Consider the following 24,590-nt stretch of genomic DNA (forward strand, 5'->3'; position numbering starts at 1 on the left):
CTTCACACTATATTAAGACTAAGCTCGATTGATATTGATTAAACGGTCAGATAGTTTCTGCATCTCAAGGCTTAACACATCAAGCGCCGTTGCATCGAGAGAGTTATCTTCACTGATGCTATTTATTCGCACCGCCAACTCATTAATTTCTTGAGTGACTTGGCTTTGCTGCTGAGCAGCTAACGCGATTTGTTGGGCACGCTGTGAAATATCATCGAAACTTTGTACGGTACTCGATAGAGAATTGGCAGCGCCCTCAGCCTCCGCAACTGCATGGACAGTGCGGGACTCCCCAGCTTGCATTGCTTGCACAGCGAGCCGCGAAGCCGATTGCAAAGCGTTAATCATGGTACTAATTTCATTGGCCGAATCTTGAGTTCGCCCCGCAAGAGTTCGAACTTCATCAGCAACGACTGCAAAACCGCGGCCCTGATCGCCCGCTCTAGCCGCCTCAATTGCCGCATTGAGAGCGAGCAAATTAGTCTGCTCAGAAATCGCCTTAATCACATCTAATACAGCGCCCACCTTTTGACTGTCTTGGGCCAATTGGGATATCACCTTAGTTGCGTTGGCAATTTCTCCTGATAATGCCTCAATAGAAGTATTGCTGGCTGCAACACGGGTTTGCCCTTCTCGCACTACAATCAAAGACGATTGCGCAGTTGCAGCACAGTCATTGGTATTATTCGCGACTTCCATAGCGCTTGAAGACATTTGCGTTATCGCAGCGGCTAATTGTGCACTCTCCAGCCGCTGTTGCTCTGCGCGCTGAGCTAACTTACGGCTAAGTCCGCTTAATTGCGTTGCCTCAAATTGAATTTTCTTCGCTTCTTGAGTGATCAGATCTAACATTGCCCTTAACGTCCCTGCATAGGTGTTTACGGCTCGGCGCAAAGCACCAATCTCATCATCCCGCTGAATTTGCAGTTCAACATTCGCCCCCAAACTACCGCTCCCAAGGGAAGCAATTTGATCTGTGGTTTCCTCAAGTTGCGCCAACAGTTTTTTTCCCGATAACCAAGCCAGAGAAAGTAAAATGGCGAGTAATGGTAATAAAAACAATAAAATATCAAATGTCAGCTCACGGGCAAGCCCTGTGACTCGCGTTTTAGGCGTCACAAGGCCAATCACCCATCCAGTATCAGGCATTACAAAAAGGCTCACCTCACTCGCCTGATTAAGTCTTCCATCCTTATTTAAGCTTACAGACACCACTTTGTTGATTGAGGTTTGCTTAAGTGCAGTTTCAACGGGGGCAAGCCAAGGTAACTGCCCGACGAGATCCGTAAAACGCAACATAGTGTCGGACTTATTCGTTTCAGGAAAATGTAAGATATTACCCGCTTGGTCTAAAGCGAAAGCATAACCGTCAGTTACATTGCCATGTTCTGTTAAAAATTTGGCTAAATCATCAAGTTTTAAATCTATCGTTGCGACCCCTGCAAATGTCCCCGTGAGACGATATGGCACACTGCATGTCACCATAGCCACCTTTGTGACTGGATCTTGATAAGCCTCTGACCATAAACATTGAGATACTGAGCTAGTCCGCGCGCCCGTATACCAAGGATCATTATGATACCCAGGGCCAGATGGCGCATTATAGTCATCCGAATAAGCCAGTAGATTATCGCTACCACGGGCCCAGAAGAAACTGTGGAGGATACTCCCAGCGACGAATTTATCTGGCTCAGGCCAGATCCCGCCCCCAGCGATAGTGAGATCGCTATTGTTATCAATCAAATTAGGTAAGGAGTTAAGATAAAGAGCTTGCTCGTGGGGCAACACTTCGGCGAGGTGTGCAAGGCTTAAAGTAATCCCCTCAATGCTTGCCAACTTAAGTGCGAGTTGCCTTACGATACTGCTCCCCGTTTGCTCAATTAACTCTTGACTCGCCGCCACCACTCGAGGCTGCCCTCGAAGTGACATCACACCAAAAACCGCGAGCCCAGTCAGTAGAAGCAGCACTACGCTGCCCATTGTGAGCCGCTGCGAAATACGTGTAGGTAACAACATAGCTTTCTCTACTTAAAATAAGTCACCCTGATGGGAGAATTGTTCGGCCGTATGATCCAAGACTGTCGAGAATCATACGTCGCACCATCCTAGTGCAAATTTTAAAGACCATAAAAACCATTAACTTGGCCACAAACTTAGTGTAGACCATAAACGAGAAGCGCGGATAAAAAAGCCCATTAATCAGTAGCAGTCACTGATATCAGAATGAAGAATCTAGGGTTAACACAATGAACAATCATGACAGATAGTCTTTCCCTAAAGCATGGCACTGACGCCACGTTTAGGGCCAAAACCTAAGAGCGGAAATAGCACAAATGCAAAACGCCGCTAATTGCTTAGCGGCATTTTAACTAAATATGGCGCAAGAGCTGAACTTAGAATGAGGAACCTTGGTTCAAATTGCATAAACAAAAAAGGCCATTATTACTGATGGCCTTTCTCGTGAATATGGCGCAGGAGCTGCGCTTCAAATCAGGAACCCAAGGGTTCAAACTGTATAAATGCAAAAAGCCGCTAATTGCTTAGCGGCTTTTTGACTAAAAATGGCGGAGGAGCAGGGATTTGAACCCTGGGTGGGCTATAAACCCACGCCGGTTTTCAAGACCGGTGCATTAAACCACTCTGCCACCCCTCCGAACGCCGAAAATAATATAAGTATACCGCTAACTTGTAAACCTCAATTTTTAAATATCGAGTCAAATGCTCAACTTATGTTCACCCCGATGTTTTTTACAACAAATACATGGCCAGTTTCAACGAATAATCGAGTAAACAGAGGTAAAAACACCTATACAGTGAGAGACTTGTCGTCTTGGTATGGTAAAATCACTGCAACTTTTCACGGTAAATGCTTATATGAATTCACTCTTGATACCCACGTCTTCACTCGCACCTGAATTTAGCCTGCCAACCCTTCCCGAAACGGCTGACAATCTAAGCGCATTACTCTTAGGACAAGAGCGTGCTGTGGATGCGTTTAAACTCCACCAAGCTATTGTCGATCAGCACTTGTATCTGGCTGATTTCCCGAGCATTGACCGCCAATTAATGATCCAAGCCTGTATTGATAGCCTAGCGCCGTTATCTCCAGCTTATTTAGTGGCAACACGCCCGACTGACAAAGCGGCAACATTTCAGTGGCAATCAGAGAAACCACAGGAAAATCAGGTCAGTATTGCCGAAAAAACGACTCGCTATCGCTACCTCAGTGGTAATATTCGCCGTGTAGACCTCATTGGCCGTATGGCACAAACAGGAACAACAAGCCAGTATCAAGCTGGTGCTCTGGCCGAATGTCATTATGTATTTATTTGCGCCGAGTCACTTTGGAAACGTGAAGGTTTATGGGAATTAGTGATGCAAATCCTCACCCATAAAGCGTATCAGATTAGCAATAACCTAAGTCCTATCCCGCTCAATTGTAAAATTGTCCTTATCGGTGCAGGAATGATTTATAGCCAAGTCAGAACTGAGGATTGGCAATTTCAACGTCACTTTACCCTACTAGCAGAACTCGCTAGCGAAATCGACTTGGTCCGTTATACAGAGTCACAATACGTCGCATGGTTACAAGCGGTTGCACAAAGTGTCGAGGTCACTCTAGAACAATCAAGCCTAGCGCCACTTTTTCGTTATAGTGCACGGCTAACCGAACATCAGCGCCGCCTCAGTTTGTCTATGCTCGAGTTTGCCCAACTGATGGTACAAGCTAAAGCCTATTGTGGTAAACCGAGTATCAATGCGAGCAGTATTGAGCTCGCGTTAGCCCAAGCCAACTATCGTCATAACAGCTCGGAAGAGTATTCAGGTCAAAGCTTCGATGACAACTTCATAAATCTGCCAACTTCGGGTGCTATGGTTGGTCAGATCAATGGTTTAACTGTCATTGATGCCATCGATTACAGTTATGGTGAGCCTGCGCGGATCACGGCATCTGTTCACTATGGTGATGGTGAAGTCGCCGATATCGAAAGAAAATCTGAACTTGGTGGCAATATACATGCCAAAGGAATGATGATCCTTTCTGCCTGCTTGTACCGTATCTTTGGGCGAGATGCACCATTACACCTAAATGCCAATATCGTTTTCGAGCAATCCTATCAAGAAATTGATGGTGATAGCGCATCACTCGCCGAATACTGCTGTTTGATGTCAGCGATTGCTGAACAACCCATTATTCAGTCACTGGCAATAACTGGTGCATTGGATCAATTTGGTAATGTGCAAGCGATTGGTGGCATCAACGAGAAAATTGAAGGCTTTTTTAATCTGTGTGAACGTCGTGGTCTCACGGGAGAACAAGGCGTTATTATGCCCAAGTCGAACGTGTTACAGCTTAACCTCAATCCCAAAGTGATTACAGCTGTAGGCAAAGGCTTATTTCACCTCTATGCAATCGAGCATATGGACCAAGCTGTTGAGCTATTAATGCAAATGCCTGCGGGTGTAGCCGATGAAGATAATGATTTTCCACATGATTCATTATACGGCCTTGTACAGGAACGATTAGACAAGCTCGCAGGAAATGGCGAGGAGGAAATCGGCATAATCACGAGATTACTCGCAAAATTGGGATTTTTTCGCCGCTAATTAGCTGATCGGAGTTGTTTAGCTTACACGTGTTCGCTAATCTTGGCGGCTCTTATTGCTGGAGTAGTAAAACAATGAACAAAGCAAACAGTTTCAATAAAGAAGAACTCATCGCCTGTGGCCATGGGAAATTATTTAGTCCAAACTCACCTCGTCTGCCTGTCGATAACATGCTGATGATAGATAGAATCGTTACTATCAATGATAATGGCGGTGAGTTTGGCAAAGGTGAAATTGTCGCTGAACTCGATATTAATCCAGACTTATGGTTTTTTGACTGCCACTTTATTACCGACCCGGTAATGCCTGGTTGTTTAGGGCTAGATGCCATGTGGCAACTCGTTGGCTTCTATTTAGGCTGGGAAGGCGCGGAAGGCAAAGGACGTGCTCTGGGTGTAGGTGAAGTGAAGTTTACGGGTCAAATATTACCAGGCGCTAAGAAAGTCACTTATAAACTCAATATTAAACGTACTATTCACCGTAAACTGGTGATGGGTATTGCCGATGCAATCCTTGAAGTTGATGGCCGTCAAATCTACAGTGCAACCGATCTTAAAGTCGGTGTCTTTAGCGATACGTCTACATTCTGATCAGTCTTACTCCAATACACTGAAGATATCAGTACTGCAGATATAAAAAAGCCCTCATCTGAGGGCAATATGCTGCATTACTTTGCTTGTTCTGGGCTATTTAATTAATGAGTAAAACTCAATTATTTATTAAATAGCCCATTAACTCGGCCATCCACACCTTCACGCCAACCGCCTAACCACTGCGATCGCGAATCAAGATTTGCATATGGACAGAGCTCCTTAGAGCGTCCACCAACCCCAGCTTGGAATCCTTTTGAAAAAGCTCTGTCTAAACGATCTCGTTTTTGTCTTTTCATGCAAGCGTCCTCTGTTCTACATAAAATAGAAGCAAAAGCTTCTACCCATAGAAATAGTGCTTTTTGACGCCAAGATCAATCAAAAAATCGGCTATTATACTGACTATTTATTAAACTATTGAGATCTTAGCGAAAAAAAATCGAGGCATTTCGCCTCGATTTTTTTAGTCTGAATTGAAGCTTAAAACTTAACGAATTCGACGACGGAACCACACCAATGGCAAGGCAAATAACCAAGCTAACGTTGCCGCACCAGAACGCTCAAAATTACCGGTATCGGTACTATCTTCAACAGTACAAGCTTCACCACTGGTAGCCGGTTTAAGTACAACCATACGTGGAACATAAGCCGTTACAGGCTCGCCACTACCACTCAGCTCAAATAGCGGTAAGCCATTTTCACCAATAACTATGTTGCCATCTTTATCAAATTGATAAGAAGGTTTACGAATAAAAGCCGTACCTACGATAGTGCCATCTTCATTGATACTCGTACCTTCAACCACTAAAATATCAGCGTTATATTGAAGAATTTTACCCGAGCCATCCTGAACTTCGACCTGATGACGTGCCCAGCTACCATCGTTTGATTTTTCATACCCCTTAGACTCGCAGGTCAGCAATTTATTGATATTGCTAAACTCACCCGTCGACTTCTCATACAGGAAACCCGCTTTGGGGCGTGGCTTCTCTTTATCGTAAGTCGTTTCAACGTAACCAACTACTTGACCTTTATTGTTAATATCCTTGGGTTTACTCGAAAGATCCGTTGCCGTTGAGGCAAAATCATTAGGGGTTACATAGCCAACATCGGGTGTATTAGTATCAAAATAGAAAAACTTGTCGCGTAAATAACCTTGAATATAGCTACGATAACTACCGACAAGAATACCACTATCATTGATGTCATAGGCAATGGAACTTGAAATCGATTCGCCCATTGGGATCCAGTGGTATTTATAATTACCTTCGGCATCCTTAGCCCAATAAGCCGCATCTTGGTGCAACTTATCTGTATTGTTGTTACGATAAACGTGCGAACGACCAACAACCACGCCGTTATCATTCACGCCGAGCGCCTGAGCAGTAAAGGTTAAGGTGTTATCAGCTTTAGGCGTTAACCCTAAAGGCAACTCAATTCCCGTAGCGATATTATTGTCGATTTGCCATACATAGGCACGCGTCTGGTACTGAATGTTACGCGTACCCGTAGAGTTCGGATATTGCTCACGTTGTACACAAACATCCAATGGCAAAGTGTTATCCGAGCCTAAACAATAATTAACACGATCACTACCATATTTACTGATAGCAGTACTGGCATAACCAGCCACTAAGTTATTATTATTAATAGCTGTAGCAGCAGACCATCCACCTAACTCTGCGGTTTTAGTCTTATCAGCATTAACAAATTGCGTGTAGGGAGGAACTAATGGAATTTCAGTGCTCCCCACTTTTACAACACCGCGGAACTCATAGTCGCGGTAATACCAATAATCATCGGTAACATCAGTAGTTGCAGTGTTCTCTGTTTTCTTTTCAGGCGCAGTCATGCTGCCCACTTTAATACCGGCATCATTAATACCGTAATAAAAGGTATCAACAGAGTTAATCACAGCAGTATCATTTGGCGGTGTAGTACCATTAATGCTGTCGAATGTCGGTAACCAAGCCCCAGCTGCACCATTTTCTGCAGCAATAAAAGCAAAGTTATTTGCAACAATGGCAGCGGTAATAGAATAAGTAATGGTTTCTTCCGGTGCGATACCATCGGCAACATCAATCACGCCGCCTTCGACATCTGAACTGCTAAGTTTTTTCTTACCCTTTGAAATACCGACTAATTCATCATTGGCATTCACACCTAAAGCATAACCGTTACGAGTGCCTTCAAGCGTGCCCTGCAGGTCATAATTATCGATGTTAACGATTTCGTAGACAGGTGCAGCATGGGCACTGTTTAATACACCAAGGACACCTAAGGCAACCAAGGAAAGGGCTTTATCCAACTTTGACTTCATTAATTCTATTCCCATTTTTATTATTGGTTTACTTCAGTGACTCAAGCTCTTCCCAACGCTCGAAGCAAACTTCCAATTGCTTTTCTTTATCAGCCAACTGACTCAATACCTGATTGACTTTATCCTGCGCCTGACTATAAAAGTCTGAATGTCCAATAGTGGTCTGCAATGCGAGAATTTCTGCCTCCAATTGCTCCATCACATTAGGTAGCGACTCTAACTCACGCTGTAGCTTATACGACAGTTTTTTTACCGCTTTCACAGGTTCTGCAGTTTTAACTTCAACGGGTTTAGTTTCAACCGCAGGAGCTTCGACCACCTTTTGTGAACTAGGTTCCTCAGAATAAAACTTTGCCCCTTGGTTCACGGCATCTTGATAACCACCTACATACTCGCTCCAATGGCCATTACCCGCATACCACCAGCTACTGGTCACAGTATTGTCGATAAATGCCCTATCATGGCTCACTAGCAACAACGTACCTTGGTATTCAGTGAGCAACGACTCTAGCAATTCTAAGGTCTCAATATCAAGATCGTTAGTTGGCTCATCGAGAATGATTAAGTTTGCTGGGCGAATTAATAACTTAGCCAATAACAAACGGTTCTTCTCACCACCCGACAGCGCTTTCACTGGCGTTCTGGCACGCATAGGCGAGAACAAGAAGTCCTGCAAATAACTTAAAATGTGGCGGTCTTGACCATTGATCGTGATGGTCTTTTTACCTTCACCAACGTTATCTTCAACGGTTTGCTCAGGATCTAACGCTTCACGATATTGGTCGAAATAAGCGATTTCGAGCTTAGTACCGACTTTAATTTCGCCCGATTGCGGTTGCAGCTTCTCGATTAACAGCTTGATCAAGGTTGATTTACCACAACCGTTTGGCCCAATCAGCGCAATACGGTCACCGCGGATAACCGTTGTATTAAAGTTTTTAACCAGATTTTTATCGGGCAGATTGAAGTTAAGATCGGTCACATCAAACACTAACTTACCAGAACGTTCAGTATCCGATACTGCCATTTTAGCATTGCCTTGACGATTCAGACGTTCACTTCGCTCTTCACGTAGCGCCTTCAGTGCGCGAACTCGACCTTCGTTACGGGTACGTCTAGCTTTAACGCCTTGACGGATCCACACTTCTTCATCAGCGAGACGCTTGTCAAACAAGGCATTTTTCTCGGCTTCGACGCGCAACCATTCTTGCTTACCATCAAGATACATTTGATAGTTGCCCGGCCATGAGGTCACCACACCACGGTCTAAATCGACAATCCGCGTCGCCATACGGGCAATAAAGCCCCTATCGTGGCTGATAAAGACGATAGCGCCTTGATAATCTAGTAAAAACTTTTCAAGCCACTCGATAGTGTCTATGTCTAAATGGTTGGTCGGTTCATCAAGTAACAACAGATCTGGCTCGCTCACCAGTGCTCTGGCTAACGCCACTTTACGCTGCCAACCACCCGATAACTCGCTCAAGGATTTGTCAGGATCGAGACCTAACAACTCGCAGTTTTGTTGGATGCGAGAATCTAACTGCCATCCATTATAGTGGTCTAAGGTTTCTTGCAGACCTTGCATCTCATTTAGCATACGATCCATTTGCTCTGGATCGGCATGGGCCACATCGTGGGACAGTTGATGATAACGCTCAAGCGCCTCACCCACTTCCTTTAATCCCGCAGCAATATAAGCGTATACCGTGCCTTGCTCAGCCTTTGGCGGATCTTGTTGTAGACGGCTAACGGTCACATTACCAGCGATGTTGAATTCGCCTTCATCCAGCAGTACATCACCAGATAACACTTTTAATAAACTCGACTTGCCGGCACCATTACGGCCAACAATACACACGCGCTCACCGCGTTGAATAGTAAAATCCGCTTTTTGTAACAACGGAGTGTAACCATAGGCTAAAGAGCCACTATTGATACGAACCAGACTCAAACTAAGCTCCTGTAAACTCTTGTAATTGCGTTGCGTTAAATGGCCAATGTAATTCTCTATCATCCCAAGCTTTAAGCACAGGGATCGATACGCCATAACGCTGCGCGAGGTATTCATCGTCACAAATATCTATGGCCCGATAGCCAATATCGGCCGCGTCCAGTAAGGCCGCGGCCAGTTCACACAGATGACATCCCTCTGTGTGATATAGCAGATAATGCCTGTTATCTAGTTCTGCTTGAGTCAACTCAGGCATGGGTGATAAGCCAAGTATTATGAATATGTGGATTACGTTTGTAGTCCATAGGCAAAGTCACGTCATCAATGTTCTTCACATTAATGTTCATCTTTGTCAGCGCCTCTATGTCCATCTTAAACTTACGTTTATTATTAGAGAACACTAGCTCGCCCGTTGGGCTTAGCAGTTTCACTAAGGATGCCAGTAAGTTCACATGGTCTCTCTGCACATCGAATGAATCTTCCATACGCTTAGAATTTGAGAAGGTCGGCGGATCGATAAAAATCAGATCGTACTGTTCACGGCAATCACGGATCCACTGCATGCAGTCAGATTGAACAAACTCATACTGCTTACCTTGAAGCCCATTGAGTGCAAAGTTGTCCTTCGCCCAAGCAATATAGGTATTTGACATATCCACCGTCGTCACCGATTTAGCCCCACCAAGCGCCGCATGCACAGAAGCAGAACCTGTGTAAGAGAACAGGTTAAGTACACGGCGTCCCTTAGATTTTTGACCGACTAAACGGCGTGTCAATCTGTGATCGAGGAATAAACCTGTATCCAAATAACCGGTTAAGTTCAGTTTGAACTTAGCACCATATTCGGTAGTGATAAGCTCTAACTTACGCTCATCCAGCTTTTGATACTGACTCGTGCCCTTTTGACGCTCACGCGTCTTCATGATCATCTTGTTCGGATTGATACCAATGGCCGACGGCAGTGCTAACAAAACATCGCTTAAACGACGCTTGGTTACGGCTTCAGGTATAGTTGCTGGCGCCATATATTCTTGAATAATCACGTAATCTAAATACTTATCTACTGCGACGTTATATTCAGGAATGTCGGCATCATAAATACGATAGCTGTCGATGCCTTCTTTCTTGGCCCATTTCTCTAATAACTTGGCATTTTTCTTAATGCGGTTAGCAAATGCAGGGGCGATATCGGCAATGTCGACGCCGTCTGGCAGCACTGGCGTATCACGACGCGTACTGGTCGCATGCAAGGTATAAATGTTAAAGGCACATTCTAAGGCACCGTTGAACATCTTCATCTGTTTGTCGGCTTTAAGCTTAAGTGATGATACCAGCTCGATATCACTACACAGCATGGCCACTTTCCAGCCGCCAAACTCTTTCTTAAACTTGTCGCCTAGCTGATAGTAAAGCTGCAATAACTCAGACACATTGCCTAAACGTTCACCATAAGGTGGGTTAGTGATCAAATATCCACTTTCTGCAGGCGGCGTTATAGTCAACGCATCTGCAACTTGAAACTCGATTAACTCGAGCACACCGGCATTTTCGGCGTTACGTTTGGCTAACGCGACTAAGCGCGAATCGATATCTGAGCCGTAGAATTTAATCTCGCAACGTTTCACGCCTAATGAGGCACGCGCTTTTGCTTCTTCAACAATTTCTTGCCACACGGCTTTATCATGACGACGCCAATGTTCAAACCCAAAACGGCTACGCTGTAAGCCTGGGGCAATATCGGCCGCCATTAAAGCCGCTTCAATCAGCACAGTTCCACTACCACAGAAAGGATCGAGCAAGGTCGAAGGCGCTGCTTGCCAGCCACTGCGTACTAACATGTTGGCGGCTAAGTTTTCCTTCAGAGGCGCTTCACCAGTAGTAGAACGATAGCCACGTTGATGCAATGATGGACCAGAGAAGTTCATCGCAATCGTGATTACGCCATTACGAAAATGGGCATCAACTTTAAAGTCAGCATCGACGCGTGACACATTTGGGCGCTCAACGTCATCGTCCCGGAATCTATCCACAACCGCGTCTTTAATCTTGAGGGCGCCGAACTGAGTATTATTGATAAAACCACCCGTACCATGAAAATCGATACTAAAAGTGCTTTTATTGGAAAAGTGCGCCGGCCAATCGACACAATAGGCGGCATTATAAAGTTGCTCTGCCGACTCGCAGCTGCCTTTATAGATAACCAACACGATACGGCTGGCTAAGCGTGTCCATAAAGTAATCCGATACGCTAAAGCTAAGGGGGCAGTGAAATACACACCAGCAACACTCTCTTTTACTTCAGTCGCACCAAATTCTGTCAGCTCTTGGGCTAAGCTATATTCAAAGCCCTTAGGGGCGGCGGCAAAAAAATTAAGCATGGGATAATCAGTACGCAGTCAAAATCAAAGCGACATTATACCTGCTCGAATACATAAAAGATAAACAGTTATTAGTCGAAACCCCATTTAGTCTCATCCTCGACTTAAGATAATCAACGAAAAATCCCTAACTTATGTTTAAATTGTATGAAAGCCCCCCACTCCGCTTTATATTTAAGCGTTCACCACCTTTTTCGATCTTCGTCCTTGCAATGCCAAGGCGCTGCCGTTATAGTCTGCCCCGCTTTGAAGACGGACGCGGGATGGAGCAGCATGGTAGCTCGTCGGGCTCATAACCCGAAGGTCGTAGGTTCAAATCCTGCTCCCGCAACCATTTAAAAGCAAAATAGTAAAGTAATACAGATAGATATCGGACGCGGGATGGAGCAGCATGGTAGCTCGTCGGGCTCATAACCCGAAGGTCGTCGGTTCAAATCCGGCTCCCGCAACCAATGTCTATATGTGTTTATAACGAGAAACAGCCTATCAGGCTCAACTCCTTGTAAACAACAGGCGAAGGTCGTCGCTGATTTAACATTAGCAATCTGGCTTCCGCTACCAATTCTTAGATGACAGAATTAAAATAGTTATTAACAGCAACAATCGGACGCGGGATGGAGCAGCATGGTAGCTCGTCGGGCTCATAACCCGAAGGTCGTCGGTTCAAATCCGGCTCCCGCAACCACTTTCTATATGTGTTTATAAAGAGAAACAGCTTATCGGGCTCAACTCCTTATAAACAACAGGCGAAGGTAGTCAGTTCAAATCAGGCTACTGCAACCAATTCTTAGATGACAGAATTAAAACAGTTATTAGCAGAAATAATCGGACGCGGGATGGAGCAGCATGGTAGCTCGTCGGGCTCATAACCCGAAGGTCGTCGGTTCAAATCCGGCTCCCGCAACCAATTCTCAGATGACAGAATTAAAACAGTTATTAACAGCAACAATCGGACGCGGGATGGAGCAGCATGGTAGCTCGTCGGGCTCATAACCCGAAGGTCGTCGGTTCAAATCCGGCTCCCGCAACCACTTCTCTTCATGAAAGAGAAAAATAACCAGCACAAGCTGGTTTTTTTGTATCTAAAATTCGTAATAACCCTCTGTAAAATCCTAACCAGATCACCATGGTAGCTCATCGGATTCAACGACCTATAAACAACCGATGAAAGCCATCAGTTCAAATCATCTTCAACAACAGCGTCCAAAATAAGATTTAAACTGTTCAGCTGACATCAATGCATTTTTTGGATGTCAAATTTCGCCATAAAAGTGTCGGACAATATGACTCCTGCCATAGCACCAAAGGAAACGGCGAAAATCATGATGAAAGGTAGAGGTTTCAAATAAGCAGAAGTGAGAACACCTTGACCGAACCAGTGCAGTATTAGACCAAGAATCATTATGCCAAAAGCGAACTTATTCGCGGCAAAAAACATCGAGATTTCGAATGCCCACAACTCTTTATTTTCCTTAAATTGGGCAAAACCAAAGTAGAGATAGAGCAGTAATGCCACTAAGGCGATAGCACAAACACTGAGTGTATAGCTTAACTGAGATGTCCCAGCCAATACTTGATAGCCGATACGAATGGCATAAATACCGACACCCAACCAAAGTATCAGCAGCGGCAATAAAATGAGTCCCATTTTTATCCTTAAAAGTTGAGACAGACATACACTTAGCACCTAAAGCGAGCTCTAAAAATGAGCGCTTAGAGCAAATTCTTACAGTTAGTACTTAGAGTGAGTGTTTAAAGTTCGCTCTTAGAGTGAGAGCCTTAAGTAACAGATAAAATGACATAGAAATCAGCATTTTATTTTAACCGCACCATATGATACACACTGACAAACTCACCATTTCTAAAAGCAAAATCCTTCGACTCACCTTCCATTACAAAGCCAAACTTTTTATATAGACCAATGGCGGCATGATTATCGGTATAAACCGTTAATTCAATTCGTTTTATATTCATCCATTTATCGGTAAGCTCAAGCATCGCGTTAATCAAAGCGCTACCAACACCGCGGCCTTGGTAGCTGTCTTTTACCCCCATTCCAAAGGAGGCAACATGCCTACGACGGGGTTGCTCATACACCTCAAAACCCAACTCGCCGACAATTTCACCTTCAATCTCTGCGACATAGCGACTAATATGATTCGATGTTGCCGCAAGGCGTGACTCCCATTTATCGGTCGATGGCCAAGGGAGTTGTAAGGTACCAGTATAGGCATTTGGGCAGGCATATACGGCTTGAATGGCTGCGGCGTCACGCTTCTCTGCATGCCTAATCGTAATCTTTTCCAATGAGTCCCCTCCATGGTTTTCTAATAAAAAATACCTGTCCGGTTCAACGTACATAGAGCTAAGCACACAGATCTAAATCCACAAATTAGCTTAGGCACAAAGGCGCGAACACTGTGGTAAATCGCAACTTAGCCCGCTTCTTATCAAACCGACTTTACGGATGAAGCTCGCATAAGACAAGTATGAAATTTAAAAAACTATTGATAAACCTAGTTTTTATATGGGTAGATATCAATTGAAATGAGGATTGAAGCACAGCACTATCTCCACGGCCCTATCACCACAACCCAGCCTCGACATCTAGGTTGAAACACTGGGCAAATAAAAACCCGCTCAAGATAGGTTCTTGGCGGGTTTAAGGGATATCGCGACAATTGAGTCGAGCCGAACAGTTCAGCATTTAAATTAAGCTAATATAATCAATAACATTACACTAACTAAACTGAGTCACTGTGTTCTGTCAAAGTGGTAAACGACCATTAAAGGACAGCGCCAACGTAGTACTATCCACGTATTCCAACTCGCCACCTACGGGTACGCCATGGGCAATGCGGCTTATCATCACTTTGTGACGTCTGGCCATATCGGCAATAAAATGCGCTGTAGCCTCGCCTTCTACCGTCGGATTGGTCGCTAAAATCAACTCGGCAACATCACCCGATGCCAAATGGCGCTCGAGTAACGCTAAGCCTAACTCTTCTGGCCCCACACCATCGAGGGGCGATAAATGGCCTAAAAGCACAAAGTAACGGCCAGTGAAATGTCCACCCGCTTCAATGGCTAACACATCAGCCGGCGTTTCCACCACACAAATGGTGGAGGAGGTTCCGCGTTTATGGCTAGCACAGATCGGACAGAGGGTTTCTTCAGTGTAGGTTCGGCAAGACTGACAATGACCGACGTCACTCATCGCACTGGACAGCGCACTGGCTAACTTAAGCCCTGCTTTTCGGTCGCGTTCAAGTAACTGAAACGCCATACGTTGCGCCGATTTAGGCCCAACCCCAGGTAAACAACGCAGGGACTGAATTAACTCATCTAACAATGGACTAAATTTCATCGGCTATCTCAATTAAAATGGCATTTTCATGCCTGGTGGTAATTGCATGCCACCAGTAACTTCAGCCATTTTAGTTTTTTGGTTTTCTTCGATTCGACGAGCAGCGTCATTACAGGCCGCAGCAATCAAATCTTCCAGCATTTCTTTGTCGTCTTCCATCAGGCTTGGGTCGATTTCGACTTTACGCACTGTGTGCGCGCCTGTCATAGTCACTTTCACCAAACCAGCACCAGATTCACCCACCATTTCCATACGGGCGATTTCTTCCTGCATTTTGGCCATTTTTTCTTGCATCATCTGGGCCTGTTTCATCAAATTGCCCATACCGCCTTTTCCAAACATAGTCATTTCTCTTCTATTAGGGTTAGTCGCAAGCATTAACGCGGCTAATCTTACTTAAATAAATGGGATTGGCAATCAATGCCGTTATCTTGTTAATAAACTTATGATCTCGATGCAGAGTTTCTCAGCAGCATCACTATAAATATGCACTCGAAGCCTAAATTTAAACCACAGCGTTACAAATTAACGATGAAAATTTTACCCAAAGACTCGCCAATAATGGCTAACTCGCAGCCTCAGTTAACTCAGGTAACGCTTGTATTTGCTGACTGCGTAAATTCAACAACTCTGGCGGATATACTAGACTATCGGCATCGAGTTCGGCGCCCATACGTTGGATCAACCATTGCACATTGTCATCATGAATCAATGATTGATGCGCTTGTTGCAGCAACTCTTGGTGGAAACGCTTACGTAACTCTAAGGGCGTTTCCCGCTGTTCATCGATTCCTATGACCACTTGTACCCGTCTTGGGTTCCCGAGCGCGGTAGTTAAGGCTTGCTCAAGCTGCACTATGGCAACATCGGCCGCTAGATGCTTCTGGTTTGGTTTAAGCAGCAACGGCAAAGGATCGCTCAAGGTTTGGCAGACAGAATTAACCGCCAGTTGCCGCACTCGCCCGCCGATCTCTAAGCTCGCCATCAACTTGTACCAATGTAAATCTAATGGATGACCGCTAATAGGTTGAGTCGAACTGAGCGCGACTTGTGTCTCCTGCGTGTGTTCCACTGTATTTGACGCATTTGTCAGTGCTGTTGTGCTAGCCAAAGCAAACTCTGAGGCGGGTATTTCTTCTTGACGTACAGCCTGATTTTGAAGTATTTCCGACTTCAAACTTGATGCTGCGACCTGCCCGTCACTCAGGGATAGAGTGTCATCTTGTGCATGATTAGGTGCGTAACTCACGCCTAAAAGCTCTTGAGCATGACTGGCTTGAACATTCTTTATATCAGCAGCTTGCGCGCTCACCGGCTGAACACTGTCAGTCTTATTGCTATCGACTTGCGTCACTTCGATAGATTCAGCTTCAGGCGCTGCCTCCCAAGGCGGACGATCATCTGCAGCGGACGGTTTGACAGGCTTCTCAGAGACAATTCCAGTTGAGATGACGACTGAAGATACTGCTTGGTGCAGATCGATAGGCTCAAGATCTAAGTCGAAGTCATCATCAAAATCTATCGCTAAATCAGGGGCTAAATCAGATGCTGGATCAACAGAAAATGCCACACTTGGCTGACTCGCTTCAATTTTAGTCACCGATTTAGGTAAGGTTACACCATGTGATTTAGTGTTTGGCGTCTTAAGTTTTGAGTCCAATGACGACTTTTTTTCATCACCGTCCTTAGCACTTAAGGCGTCAAGATCAGATAGCAGCGAATCCCGCGCCGCCAACACAGCTGAGAGAATATCATCATCGGCTAAGGATGCGGAGGCTAGTGTTGGAATTGATGCCTGAGGAGACACTTGAGCCATTACTACTGACTGACTATCAACTGAGCCTTCCATGCCTACAGCGCTTTGAATATCAGCAGAATTTTGAACATTATCTAAGTGTTGAACATCATCAGGCACAGCATGAGAGTCAAAGCTGTGATGAAAATCATCGTCATTGTAAGAGCCGGAGGAGAATTCAACATAAGCATCTTGATAGGAATCGAGCGGCGCTGACTCTTGGGCATAAGATCCCATCGCTGGATAAGAATGCTCGACTTCAGTTCCATAGGGACTATGTTCATCAAGCCCCTTTTGCTCTAGCGTACTATTAGTAAGAGTATGGTTAGCGAGGGAGTCAACAGCAGTGTTTTCATCAACAGTCTTTTGAACAGCACTGTCTTTCTCTGCAATGTCACTACCAATAGCCACAGCGCTTGAACCAACAATCACTTCAGCCGCTGCTGGATTAACAATACTCGACTCGGCAGTTGCCCCAATGAATTCAGGAACTTCACTATTCTGAGCATCTAAACTCGCAACCGATGCCTCAATGTCAGCAGCAGCTTCAGTAACTTGAGAAGGCACTTGAGCGGTTGATACTGTTTGAGTTTGTGGCTCGACCTCAGCATTCACTATCTCAACGTTTAAGCTGCCAGCGTTAAATCCCTGACTCTGCGCCTGACTTAGAATCACCGCCTGTTCGGCAATTAATGCCGCATCCGCTTCGAGCTCAGCATCAAGTGCCTGCTCTACGGTATCTACAGGCTCAATTAATGCTGTTTTTTTTTCAGCTGTATGTGTTTCAGCAAACTGTTGTTCATTTACATCAGGAGTTTGCGCTGCAGCAGTTGCCGCAACTGGCGTTTGCCCTGCGGGTAAACTGATCTCAGCGACAGCATCAGGCTGCCAGCGCTTTACCGGCTTTTCAGGCACAAACGCCACAGCGCGTAATAGTGCCATCTCAAGACCCGATTTAGGGTCTGGTGCATGGGGTAAATCTTTGCGGCCGGTTAATAAAATCTGATAATAAAGCTGCACTTGTTCCGGCTTAAGCTGTTCGGCAAAGGCTCGAATCTGTGCGCTATACAAGGATTGCTGCGCGCAAGCGGGGGCAAATTGGGTCAAGGTAATTTGATGTAACAACTCAAGTAAACTGCGTAGCACTTCTTGGGCATCTGCGCCATACGCGAGCACTTGGGCACAGGTATGCATTAACACACCAATATCGGCATCGGTTAAGGCATTAAGCAAGGCAACTACATGCTGCTCATCAATGCTACCAAGCATGGTTTGCACTTGGCCAAGCATCACATTACCGCCACCAAAGGCGATGGCTTGATCTGTCAAACTCAAGGCATCACGCATACTGCCATTGGCAGCTTTAGCCAGCAGTTTTAGGGCTTCAGCATCAAAGGGAAACTGCTCTTGGGTCAAGATATGATTGAGCTGAGTGCCAATTTCAGCTTGGGTCAGGCTTTTTAAATTGAACTGCAAACAACGGGATAACACAGTCACAGGCAGTTTCTGCGGATCGGTTGTCGCCAGAAGAAATTTAACGTGCTCGGGGGGTTCTTCTAAGGTTTTTAGCAGTGCGTTAAAACTGCTGCGCGACAGCATATGCACTTCGTCGATGAGATAAACCTTAAAGCGGCCACGGGTTGGACGATACTGCACATTGTCTAACAGCTCACGGGTATCATCGACCTTAGTGCGAGATGCGGCATCGACTTCAATTAAATCGACAAAACGGCCTTGGGCGATTTCCACACAACTGCCGCAAACACCACAGGGAGTGGCTGTCACGCCTTGTTCGCAATTTAAGCCTTTGGCAAAGAGTCGCGCCAAGCTGGTTTTACCGACACCGCGCGTTCCCGTAAACAGGTAAGCATGGTGTAAGCGCTGCTGGCTTAACGCATTGGTCAAGGCATGCAAAACATGGCTTTGGCCAACCATTTGATCAAATGTGGCAGGGCGCCATTTTCTGGCTAACACCTGATATGACATGGAACTCCCCAGAGTATGTGATACAAAAGCGGGAGCATGCGCCCCGAGAACTTTGAAAGATAACATGCCATGATTTGACATGCCATCAAACTATCCCAAGGCGCCTTTAGCTGCAGATTTATTCGCCTTCAAACTCACAAAGTTTAACCAACTCAAGCCCTAATGCGGTTAAACGTGCTTCACCGCCTAAATCAGGTAATGAGATCACAAAGGCCGCATGTTTAACTTCACCGCCGAGTTGGCGGATCAGTTTAACGGTCGCTTCGATAGTACCGCCAGTGGCGAGTAAATCATCAACAACGAGCACTTTGTCATTTGCGCTAATCGCATCAGTATGAATTTCTAGGCTATCGTGACCGTATTCTAGTTCATAGCTTTGACTGATGGTTGCACGCGGCAATTTGCCGGGTTTACGCACAGGTACAAAACCGATACCCAATTCTAAAGCCAACGGTGCACCAAATAAGAAACCACGGGCTTCAGTGCCCACAATTTTGGTAAAGCCTTGACCACGATAATGTTCAACTAACAAGTCGATGGTCGCTTTATAGGCTGCTGCATTCTCAAGCAAACTGGTGACATCTCGAAATAAAATCCCTTCCTTAGGATAATTAGGAATCGTTTTAATGCTTTGCTTTATCAAGGATAAGGTTTCTGTATTCATAGCCATCATATTTGCTTAATAAGTTACTTAATCAATTCACCAACCTAGCGGTGGCGGTATAAAACAAAACGTCCACACTGGGTGGACGCATTGTCGAAAGTCGGACAAAGCTTATGCCGCTTTAGTTTTAGTTGCAACAATCACAATGCACAAGTGATGGAAAGGTTATCAATTTGTGCCTTAGATCAAACCCTGTCGGCACTGTGTTAAATAGCCTCAACAAGAACACGACTAAACTTTCAGTCACAGCGCCTGAGCCCATTCAATCACTCAATCATCCCTCTATTTCAGGTATACCTTTAAGATACCAAAGTAGGATCAACGCCATGACAAACAGCAGACCTTTTACCCAAAGGATAGGGACCACAATAATACTGACACTAAAACTGAGTGCGCTAACTATCATGGCTTTGCGTTTCAATCCCTTACGCATTGCTCGCTGCTCTTGCCACTGGGTTAAAGCATCGGCAAACCAGGGATGTGTCATCAACCAATGGTGTAAACGTTCACTCGAGCGGGCAAAGCAGAAGGCAGCAAGCAAGATAAAAGGCACGGTCGGCAATATCGGTAGCACGATACCGACTAAACCTAAGACTAAAGCGGTTAAGCCTAACAGTAAAAATAATCCGCGCTTTAATACCATAGGTTTAAATGCCCTTTATCGAAAAAACAAAAGCCACTCGAAGAGTGGCCAATAGGCTATGCGCTAGAGATTAACGCTCGCTTAAATTAAACCTAAATGCTTTAACCAAGACAGACTTGCTGGCAGAGTCGGCAACAGTAAAACTAAAATAAAACCAATAAAATACAAAAAATTAAATGGGTCTTTGAACGGCTGACTACTCATTACAGCTCCTCTAGTATGTGCAAGTATAAGTGCGCAGGAATCGTACAGTGATTGAGATCACAAAACGGCCGACATTGTAGCGGTTTGTCAAATTAATAAAAACCCTCTAAATGTAGGGTTATTGCATTTATTTCGGCAATAATCCCAACCTTAAGACTGACGTCCGCGCACTATCCCTTTGGCCGCTAATTGCTCGAGTAACTGCATACAACCTTGCTCAATAATCTCTGGCGCCATTTGAGGGTAAGTGATTGTTAACCAATCAACTATCTCTTTAAAACCCGCTTGGCCTTGAGCTTGAAGAAATGCCAGCACCTGCGCGCTTAAGGGATTTAACTGTAAGAAGCACACTTCGCAATCGGCATCTTGATAGAGACAAAAAAACACTGGCGTATCGAGTTGTTGCTGCGGACGATAATCCTGACGAATGTGCTGCACCTCAAAATGATACTGCGCCACCCTCGCCGTCTGTGACAAACATAAAGCCTGCGTCGACATTTGCGCTGGGCTAAGTTGAGATTCATCCTCACTCGCCTGTGCAACCGCAACGGCCAACTCCAGCCATTCATAGTGCGCTAATTCGAGCATAAAAACAGGATCATTTGCCGTGGGCTGATATTCCTGCTGTAAAAAATCTAAAAACTCACCCGCGATATCGATAAAAATGGGCGATTGGCAATCATGTTGACTGAAAAAACGCTGCACTAATGTCAGCCATTCCTCCTCAGAATACAAACTTTTAAGCACGGGAAAGCCGTTCGACACAAATCCCAGCACATTATTAAAAAATAACTCGCGGTAAACCTGCATACGCCGGACATCAGTATCCGCGGGCAATGGCGAAGAGGGATCGCGGATATAATCGATAAAGGATTGCTGCACTTGCTTAAAATCCATTAGGCGCTCCTCTTTACGGCATGAGCGCTATTTTGGGCATGGGAGCTGGACGCCGCCGCTTGATAACCGTGGATTTGATTTAGCTCGAGCAACAATTCAGCGGTTGTCGGCAAATTAAAGTCACGCTCAAGCAAGGTCGGTTTTACCCCATGCAAGGCATAACAGTGCTGTAATAATGTCCAGACGGGATCGTTAATGGCTGCGCCATGGGTATCAATGAGCAGATCTTCAGCTTGTTTGTAGTGCCCAGCAATATGTAGATAAGCGATGCGCTCCGTCGGCATGGCCTGTAAAAAGGCATCGGCATCGTATTGATGGTTTATCGAGTTCACATAGATGTTGTTCACATCCAGTAGCAGTTTACAATCGGCTTCTTGCAGCACGGCATTAACGAATTCAAGTTCTGTCATTTGCGCACCTGGAGCGGCATAAAAAGACACATTTTCTAAAATAAGCGGCCGCTCTAGAATATCTTTTACTTGCTTGACCCGCGCCGCCACATGCTTCACTGCAGCGTCGGTAAAAGGGATAGGCATTAAATCATATAAGTGACCTTGCCCTGAGCAATAACTTAAATGTTCGGAATAGACTTGGATTTGATGTAAATCCATAAAGGTTTTGATATTTTTTACAAACGCGAGATCTAAAGGTTCAGGGCTACCAATGGATAAACTCAAACCGTGGCAGTAGAAAGTATGTTGCTCAGTCAACTCACGAAATTGGCGGCCAAATTTACCACCTAAGGTCATCCAATTCTCAGGCGCCACTTCAAAAAAATTAATAGCATCAGGCACCTGTAAACAAAATTCACTGAGCATTTCTCGTCTTAATCCCAGCCCTACCTGTGCCGTATTTTTTTGATCATTCATAGAACCTCACGAACGCTAACCTGTAATCGCTTAAGAATAAAACACAAGAGACCAGCGCTGGCTGGCCTCTTTAGGCTCAATTATCCCAATAACTGCAGGGATAAAACAAACCCGCTTTACTTCACTTCTTTTTTAACGGCTTCGACTTTAGCATCCACTTTTTCGGCGGTTTTCTTCATATCAGCGCCACATTTTGCTTCACCACACTTACCTTCATGGGCCTTATCAGCGGCTTTCTTCATGTCAGCACCGCATTTCGCTTCGCCACATTTCCCCTCATGAGCTTTATCTGCAGCCGCTTTTTTCATCTCAGCACCGCATTTAGCCTCACCACACTTACCTTCTTTGGCTTTTTCAGCGGCGGCTTTCTTCATGTCTGCGCCGCATTTGGCTTCACCACATTTGCCTTCTGAACCGACAATTTGATAGCCCGCATCCATAGCTTCAAAACCAAATGGGTTAGTTTGTGCATTGACAGCAAAAGCCGAACTCATCACAACTGAACCTAACGCTACTGCAACTGCTGTTTTTTTAACTGAATTCATAAATAATCCCTTCTTGTTTATTGAGTAATAATGACCAACAACAGTTTAAGTAGCTGGCTTACAACAAAAGACCTGCCTTATTTCGATTCTATTGCAAAAAATATCACTAAGTCACAGAAATGGTCAAAATATCCTGCTAGGACAATCAGTTTAGCTTGGATTTTATTTATTGGCGTACCTATTCATCCTCCTTCACAAGGCCACTTTGTAACTTAGGGCTGATAAGGTAGAATGCTCGCCCTTTGCAACAGATATGGGTTTACTGCAGTGCGTGTGATTTTGGCTCCAATGGAAGGCGTAGTAGACGCTTTGATGCGTGACATCCTATCGACCATCAATCCCTACGATTTGCTCGTCACCGAATTTGTGCGAGTGGTAGACCAACTGCTGCCTGAAAAGGTCTTTCTCAAACTGTGTCCTGAACTGCTCAACAACGGCAACACCCCTTCAGGTACGCCAGTACGAGTACAATTGCTTGGTCAAGAACCCCAATGTATGGGCGAAAATGCCCTGCGTGCCATTGAGTTAGGCTCACACGGTGTTGATGCAAACTTTGGCTGTCCAGCAAAAATTGTTAACCGCAGTAAAGGTGGCGCCGTATTATTGCAATATCCTGAGAGTGTGCACGATATTGTCAAAGCCATGCGTCAAGCAGTACCAAAAGAGCATGCCGTAACGGCCAAAATACGTTTGGGCTATGAAGATAAGTCACTGTTTATGGAAAACGCCATTGCTGTGTATGAAGCTGGTGCAACTGAACTTGCCATCCATGCGCGCAGTAAAGTCGACGGTTACAGACCGCCAGCCTATTGGGAATACATCACCGAAGTACGCAAACGCTTGCCAATCCCGGTGATCGCCAACGGTGAAATTTGGAACAGTGACGATGCTAAGCGTTGTATCGAAGTCACGGGCTGCGACAGTATCATGATCGGCCGCGGGGCAATTTCATTGCCGAACTTGGCTGATACTATCAAGACAGGAGCCACTCCTTATACTTGGGCGCAAACCTTAGGGCTCATGCTCAGTTATACCCAAAGGGAACTCAATGGCCGTAAGAGTGACTATTATCCAGCCCGGATCAAACAGTGGTTCACCTATCTCAACCGTCAATATCCCGAAGCCGATACCTTGTTTAGGGAACTGCGAGTCTTTAAAACAACGGAAGAAATAGTCCGCGTATTAGAAACGGCGCAACGGAACTTATGCGACGAATAATCGCGACGATATGTGTGATAAAAGGGCTTTTGCCGTAGCACATATAATGCGATAAGAATGAAGTACTTTTTCGATTTTTAACGGCTAAAAAACCGAAAATGTGGCAGATACTTGATCTTTATCATAGTCGTTGATAGTGGAACTATTAGACTGGACGCCTAGAGTCAAATGAAATAGGCGATTTTACGTGAGCACCACCCATATCAGACATGAATTGTCAGAGCTTGAAGCTAATCTAAGGAAAGAAATAGGCGCGCTCCCTCTGTTCCTCGAAGCCATAGGGGAGCATTACGCTAGCCTGAGTCTGACAGAATTAATTGATAAATTGGCTCAGACACCACTGGCTGAACACCCACTATTTTGCCGATTAAATAAACTTGATGCCGCCTTTTGCCAGCTCGACTTAGGTCTCTACGGTCTTTGCTCGGATTGTGAGGCAGAAATTGAAAGCGAACGCTTAAGCCAAGATCCCACCGAACAACGCTGCACCTCCTGCGCCGAGCATTATCAGCATGAACACCGCCACGAACTGCGCCTCACGCATTGATAGCG

General features: G+C 45.2%; 21 protein-coding genes and 6 tRNA genes. 9 read left to right on the top strand and 18 right to left on the bottom strand.

The features are described from left to right. Positions 1-18 precede the first annotated feature (18 nt). Both L5M37_RS05465 and L5M37_RS05470 read right to left on the bottom strand, forming a co-directional pair. Positions 19-2,016 (bottom strand): methyl-accepting chemotaxis protein, encoded by a 1,998-nt coding sequence (locus tag L5M37_RS05465; protein ID WP_263199670.1) that lies wholly within the window; start codon positions 2,014-2,016, stop codon positions 19-21. A 546-nt stretch (positions 2,017-2,562) separates the two neighbouring features. After that, positions 2,563-2,653 (bottom strand) — tRNA-Ser (locus tag L5M37_RS05470). 221 nt (positions 2,654-2,874) lie between these two features. On the opposite strand from L5M37_RS05470, the gene L5M37_RS05475 reads away from it, so the two are divergent. Together L5M37_RS05475 and fabA are read left to right on the top strand one after the other, a co-directional pair. Next, positions 2,875-4,608, top strand: a complete 1,734-nt coding sequence (locus tag L5M37_RS05475; RefSeq protein WP_113940941.1) for an AAA family ATPase — start codon at positions 2,875-2,877, stop codon at positions 4,606-4,608. A 74-nt stretch (positions 4,609-4,682) separates the two neighbouring features. Continuing rightward, entirely contained in the window at positions 4,683-5,198 is a 516-nt protein-coding gene (fabA, locus tag L5M37_RS05480; protein WP_263199672.1) for a bifunctional 3-hydroxydecanoyl-ACP dehydratase/trans-2-decenoyl-ACP isomerase, read from the top strand. Positions 5,199-5,320: 122 nt separating this feature from the next. On the opposite strand, the gene rmf is transcribed toward fabA, so the two are convergent. From rmf to rlmKL, 5 genes are all read right to left on the bottom strand, one after another. Then, entirely contained in the window at positions 5,321-5,497 is a 177-nt protein-coding gene (gene rmf, locus L5M37_RS05485) for a ribosome modulation factor (RefSeq protein ID WP_006082074.1), read from the bottom strand. Positions 5,498-5,685: 188 nt separating this feature from the next. Further along, positions 5,686-7,518 carry a DUF3466 family protein gene (locus L5M37_RS05490; RefSeq protein ID WP_263199673.1) on the bottom strand — a complete coding sequence of 611 codons (1,833 nt, stop codon included), beginning with the start codon at positions 7,516-7,518 and terminating at the stop codon, positions 5,686-5,688. A 28-nt stretch (positions 7,519-7,546) separates the two neighbouring features. Continuing rightward, a complete protein-coding gene (locus L5M37_RS05495) occupies positions 7,547-9,472 on the bottom strand; it encodes an ABC transporter ATP-binding protein (protein WP_263176579.1) in 1,926 nt (641 codons plus the stop codon). 1 nt (position 9,473) lies between these two features. Further along, positions 9,474-9,728, bottom strand: coding sequence for a glutaredoxin family protein (locus L5M37_RS05500; RefSeq protein WP_263199676.1), 255 nt, complete (start codon positions 9,726-9,728; stop codon positions 9,474-9,476). Then, a complete protein-coding gene (rlmKL, locus tag L5M37_RS05505) occupies positions 9,721-11,850 on the bottom strand; it encodes a bifunctional 23S rRNA (guanine(2069)-N(7))-methyltransferase RlmK/23S rRNA (guanine(2445)-N(2))-methyltransferase RlmL (protein ID WP_168827462.1) in 2,130 nt (709 codons plus the stop codon). Before rlmKL ends, L5M37_RS05500 begins: the two co-directional genes overlap by 8 nt. A gap of 257 nt (positions 11,851-12,107) precedes the next feature. Between rlmKL and L5M37_RS05510 the strand changes: the two genes are divergently transcribed. The 5 genes from L5M37_RS05510 to L5M37_RS05530 all read left to right on the top strand — a co-directional run bounded on the left by L5M37_RS05510 (position 12,108) and on the right by L5M37_RS05530 (position 12,881). Then, a tRNA-Met gene (locus tag L5M37_RS05510) sits at positions 12,108-12,184 on the top strand. A 41-nt stretch (positions 12,185-12,225) separates the two neighbouring features. Next, positions 12,226-12,302: transfer RNA gene (locus tag L5M37_RS05515), tRNA-Met, on the top strand. Positions 12,303-12,458: 156 nt separating this feature from the next. Beyond that, positions 12,459-12,535: transfer RNA gene (locus L5M37_RS05520), tRNA-Met, on the top strand. Positions 12,536-12,680: 145 nt separating this feature from the next. After that, a tRNA-Met gene (locus L5M37_RS05525) sits at positions 12,681-12,757 on the top strand. Between the two features lie 47 nt (positions 12,758-12,804). Then, a tRNA-Met gene (locus tag L5M37_RS05530) sits at positions 12,805-12,881 on the top strand. Positions 12,882-13,084: 203 nt separating this feature from the next. On the opposite strand, the gene L5M37_RS05535 is transcribed toward L5M37_RS05530, so the two are convergent. The 11 genes from L5M37_RS05535 to L5M37_RS05585 all read right to left on the bottom strand — a co-directional run bounded on the left by L5M37_RS05535 (position 13,085) and on the right by L5M37_RS05585 (position 22,820). Beyond that, entirely contained in the window at positions 13,085-13,498 is a 414-nt protein-coding gene (locus L5M37_RS05535) for a hypothetical protein (RefSeq protein WP_263199679.1), read from the bottom strand. 167 nt (positions 13,499-13,665) lie between these two features. Beyond that, positions 13,666-14,157 carry a GNAT family N-acetyltransferase gene (locus L5M37_RS05540; RefSeq protein WP_263199680.1) on the bottom strand — a complete coding sequence of 164 codons (492 nt, stop codon included), beginning with the start codon at positions 14,155-14,157 and terminating at the stop codon, positions 13,666-13,668. A 460-nt stretch (positions 14,158-14,617) separates the two neighbouring features. Beyond that, entirely contained in the window at positions 14,618-15,217 is a 600-nt protein-coding gene (gene recR / locus L5M37_RS05545; protein WP_006082081.1) for a recombination mediator RecR, read from the bottom strand. A 12-nt stretch (positions 15,218-15,229) separates the two neighbouring features. After that, entirely contained in the window at positions 15,230-15,559 is a 330-nt protein-coding gene (locus L5M37_RS05550) for a YbaB/EbfC family nucleoid-associated protein (RefSeq protein ID WP_028759630.1), read from the bottom strand. A 223-nt stretch (positions 15,560-15,782) separates the two neighbouring features. After that, a complete protein-coding gene (gene dnaX, locus L5M37_RS05555) occupies positions 15,783-19,079 on the bottom strand; it encodes a DNA polymerase III subunit gamma/tau (RefSeq protein WP_411569064.1) in 3,297 nt (1,098 codons plus the stop codon). A 37-nt stretch (positions 19,080-19,116) separates the two neighbouring features. Next, complete coding sequence (apt, locus tag L5M37_RS05560; RefSeq protein ID WP_105252212.1) at positions 19,117-19,668, bottom strand: adenine phosphoribosyltransferase; 552 nt, start codon at positions 19,666-19,668, stop codon at positions 19,117-19,119. A gap of 268 nt (positions 19,669-19,936) precedes the next feature. Further along, entirely contained in the window at positions 19,937-20,305 is a 369-nt protein-coding gene (locus tag L5M37_RS05565) for a YbaN family protein (protein WP_263196313.1), read from the bottom strand. An 81-nt stretch (positions 20,306-20,386) separates the two neighbouring features. Beyond that, positions 20,387-20,509, bottom strand: a complete 123-nt coding sequence (locus L5M37_RS05570; protein WP_006082086.1) for a hypothetical protein — start codon at positions 20,507-20,509, stop codon at positions 20,387-20,389. Between the two features lie 150 nt (positions 20,510-20,659). Beyond that, positions 20,660-21,406, bottom strand: a complete 747-nt coding sequence (locus tag L5M37_RS05575) for a DUF2063 domain-containing protein (protein WP_263199684.1) — start codon at positions 21,404-21,406, stop codon at positions 20,660-20,662. Beyond that, the gene (locus tag L5M37_RS05580) at positions 21,406-22,275 is read right to left on the bottom strand and encodes a DUF692 domain-containing protein (protein ID WP_263199686.1); all 870 of its coding nucleotides are present in this window, start codon (positions 22,273-22,275) and stop codon (positions 21,406-21,408) included. The genes L5M37_RS05575 and L5M37_RS05580 overlap by 1 nt, the downstream gene beginning before the upstream one ends. Positions 22,276-22,391: 116 nt before the next feature. Continuing rightward, a complete protein-coding gene (locus L5M37_RS05585) occupies positions 22,392-22,820 on the bottom strand; it encodes a hypothetical protein (RefSeq protein ID WP_028759624.1) in 429 nt (142 codons plus the stop codon). A gap of 267 nt (positions 22,821-23,087) precedes the next feature. On the opposite strand from L5M37_RS05585, the gene L5M37_RS05590 reads away from it, so the two are divergent. Together L5M37_RS05590 and L5M37_RS05595 are read left to right on the top strand one after the other, a co-directional pair. Continuing rightward, positions 23,088-24,038 carry a tRNA-dihydrouridine synthase gene (locus L5M37_RS05590; RefSeq protein ID WP_105253104.1) on the top strand — a complete coding sequence of 317 codons (951 nt, stop codon included), beginning with the start codon at positions 23,088-23,090 and terminating at the stop codon, positions 24,036-24,038. Positions 24,039-24,225: 187 nt separating this feature from the next. Continuing rightward, positions 24,226-24,585: a TraR/DksA C4-type zinc finger protein gene (locus L5M37_RS05595; RefSeq protein ID WP_263199689.1), complete on the top strand. Its 360-nt coding sequence runs from the start codon at positions 24,226-24,228 to the stop codon at positions 24,583-24,585. The last annotated feature ends 5 nt before the right edge of the window (positions 24,586-24,590 follow it).

This window comes from Shewanella sp. SM69 (assembly GCF_025653985.1).
Taxonomy (GTDB): domain Bacteria; phylum Pseudomonadota; class Gammaproteobacteria; order Enterobacterales; family Shewanellaceae; genus Shewanella; species Shewanella oncorhynchi.

Excerpts from the sequence above, each read along its gene's own strand:
- recR (WP_006082081.1), bottom strand. The coding sequence starts at position 15,217 with ATGAAATTTAGTCCATTGTTAGATGAGTTAATTCAGTCCCTGCGTTGT.
- L5M37_RS05580 (WP_263199686.1), bottom strand. The coding sequence starts at position 22,275 with ATGAATGATCAAAAAAATACGGCACAGGTAGGGCTGGGATTAAGACGA.
- apt (WP_105252212.1), bottom strand. The coding sequence starts at position 19,668 with ATGGCTATGAATACAGAAACCTTATCCTTGATAAAGCAAAGCATTAAA.
- L5M37_RS05585 (WP_028759624.1), bottom strand. The coding sequence starts at position 22,820 with ATGAATTCAGTTAAAAAAACAGCAGTTGCAGTAGCGTTAGGTTCAGTT.
- L5M37_RS05500 (WP_263199676.1), bottom strand. The coding sequence starts at position 9,728 with ATGCCTGAGTTGACTCAAGCAGAACTAGATAACAGGCATTATCTGCTA.
- L5M37_RS05565 (WP_263196313.1), bottom strand. The coding sequence starts at position 20,305 with ATGGTATTAAAGCGCGGATTATTTTTACTGTTAGGCTTAACCGCTTTA.
- L5M37_RS05490 (WP_263199673.1), bottom strand. The coding sequence starts at position 7,518 with ATGAAGTCAAAGTTGGATAAAGCCCTTTCCTTGGTTGCCTTAGGTGTC.
- L5M37_RS05475 (WP_113940941.1), top strand. The coding sequence starts at position 2,875 with ATGAATTCACTCTTGATACCCACGTCTTCACTCGCACCTGAATTTAGC.
- L5M37_RS05570 (WP_006082086.1), bottom strand. The coding sequence starts at position 20,509 with ATGAGTAGTCAGCCGTTCAAAGACCCATTTAATTTTTTGTATTTTATT.
- rmf (WP_006082074.1), bottom strand. The coding sequence starts at position 5,497 with ATGAAAAGACAAAAACGAGATCGTTTAGACAGAGCTTTTTCAAAAGGA.
- L5M37_RS05575 (WP_263199684.1), bottom strand. The coding sequence starts at position 21,406 with ATGGATTTTAAGCAAGTGCAGCAATCCTTTATCGATTATATCCGCGAT.
- L5M37_RS05535 (WP_263199679.1), bottom strand. The coding sequence starts at position 13,498 with ATGGGACTCATTTTATTGCCGCTGCTGATACTTTGGTTGGGTGTCGGT.
- fabA (WP_263199672.1), top strand. The coding sequence starts at position 4,683 with ATGAACAAAGCAAACAGTTTCAATAAAGAAGAACTCATCGCCTGTGGC.
- dnaX (WP_411569064.1), bottom strand. The coding sequence starts at position 19,079 with ATGTCAAATCATGGCATGTTATCTTTCAAAGTTCTCGGGGCGCATGCT.
- L5M37_RS05465 (WP_263199670.1), bottom strand. The coding sequence starts at position 2,016 with ATGTTGTTACCTACACGTATTTCGCAGCGGCTCACAATGGGCAGCGTA.
- L5M37_RS05550 (WP_028759630.1), bottom strand. The coding sequence starts at position 15,559 with ATGTTTGGAAAAGGCGGTATGGGCAATTTGATGAAACAGGCCCAGATG.
- rlmKL (WP_168827462.1), bottom strand. The coding sequence starts at position 11,850 with ATGCTTAATTTTTTTGCCGCCGCCCCTAAGGGCTTTGAATATAGCTTA.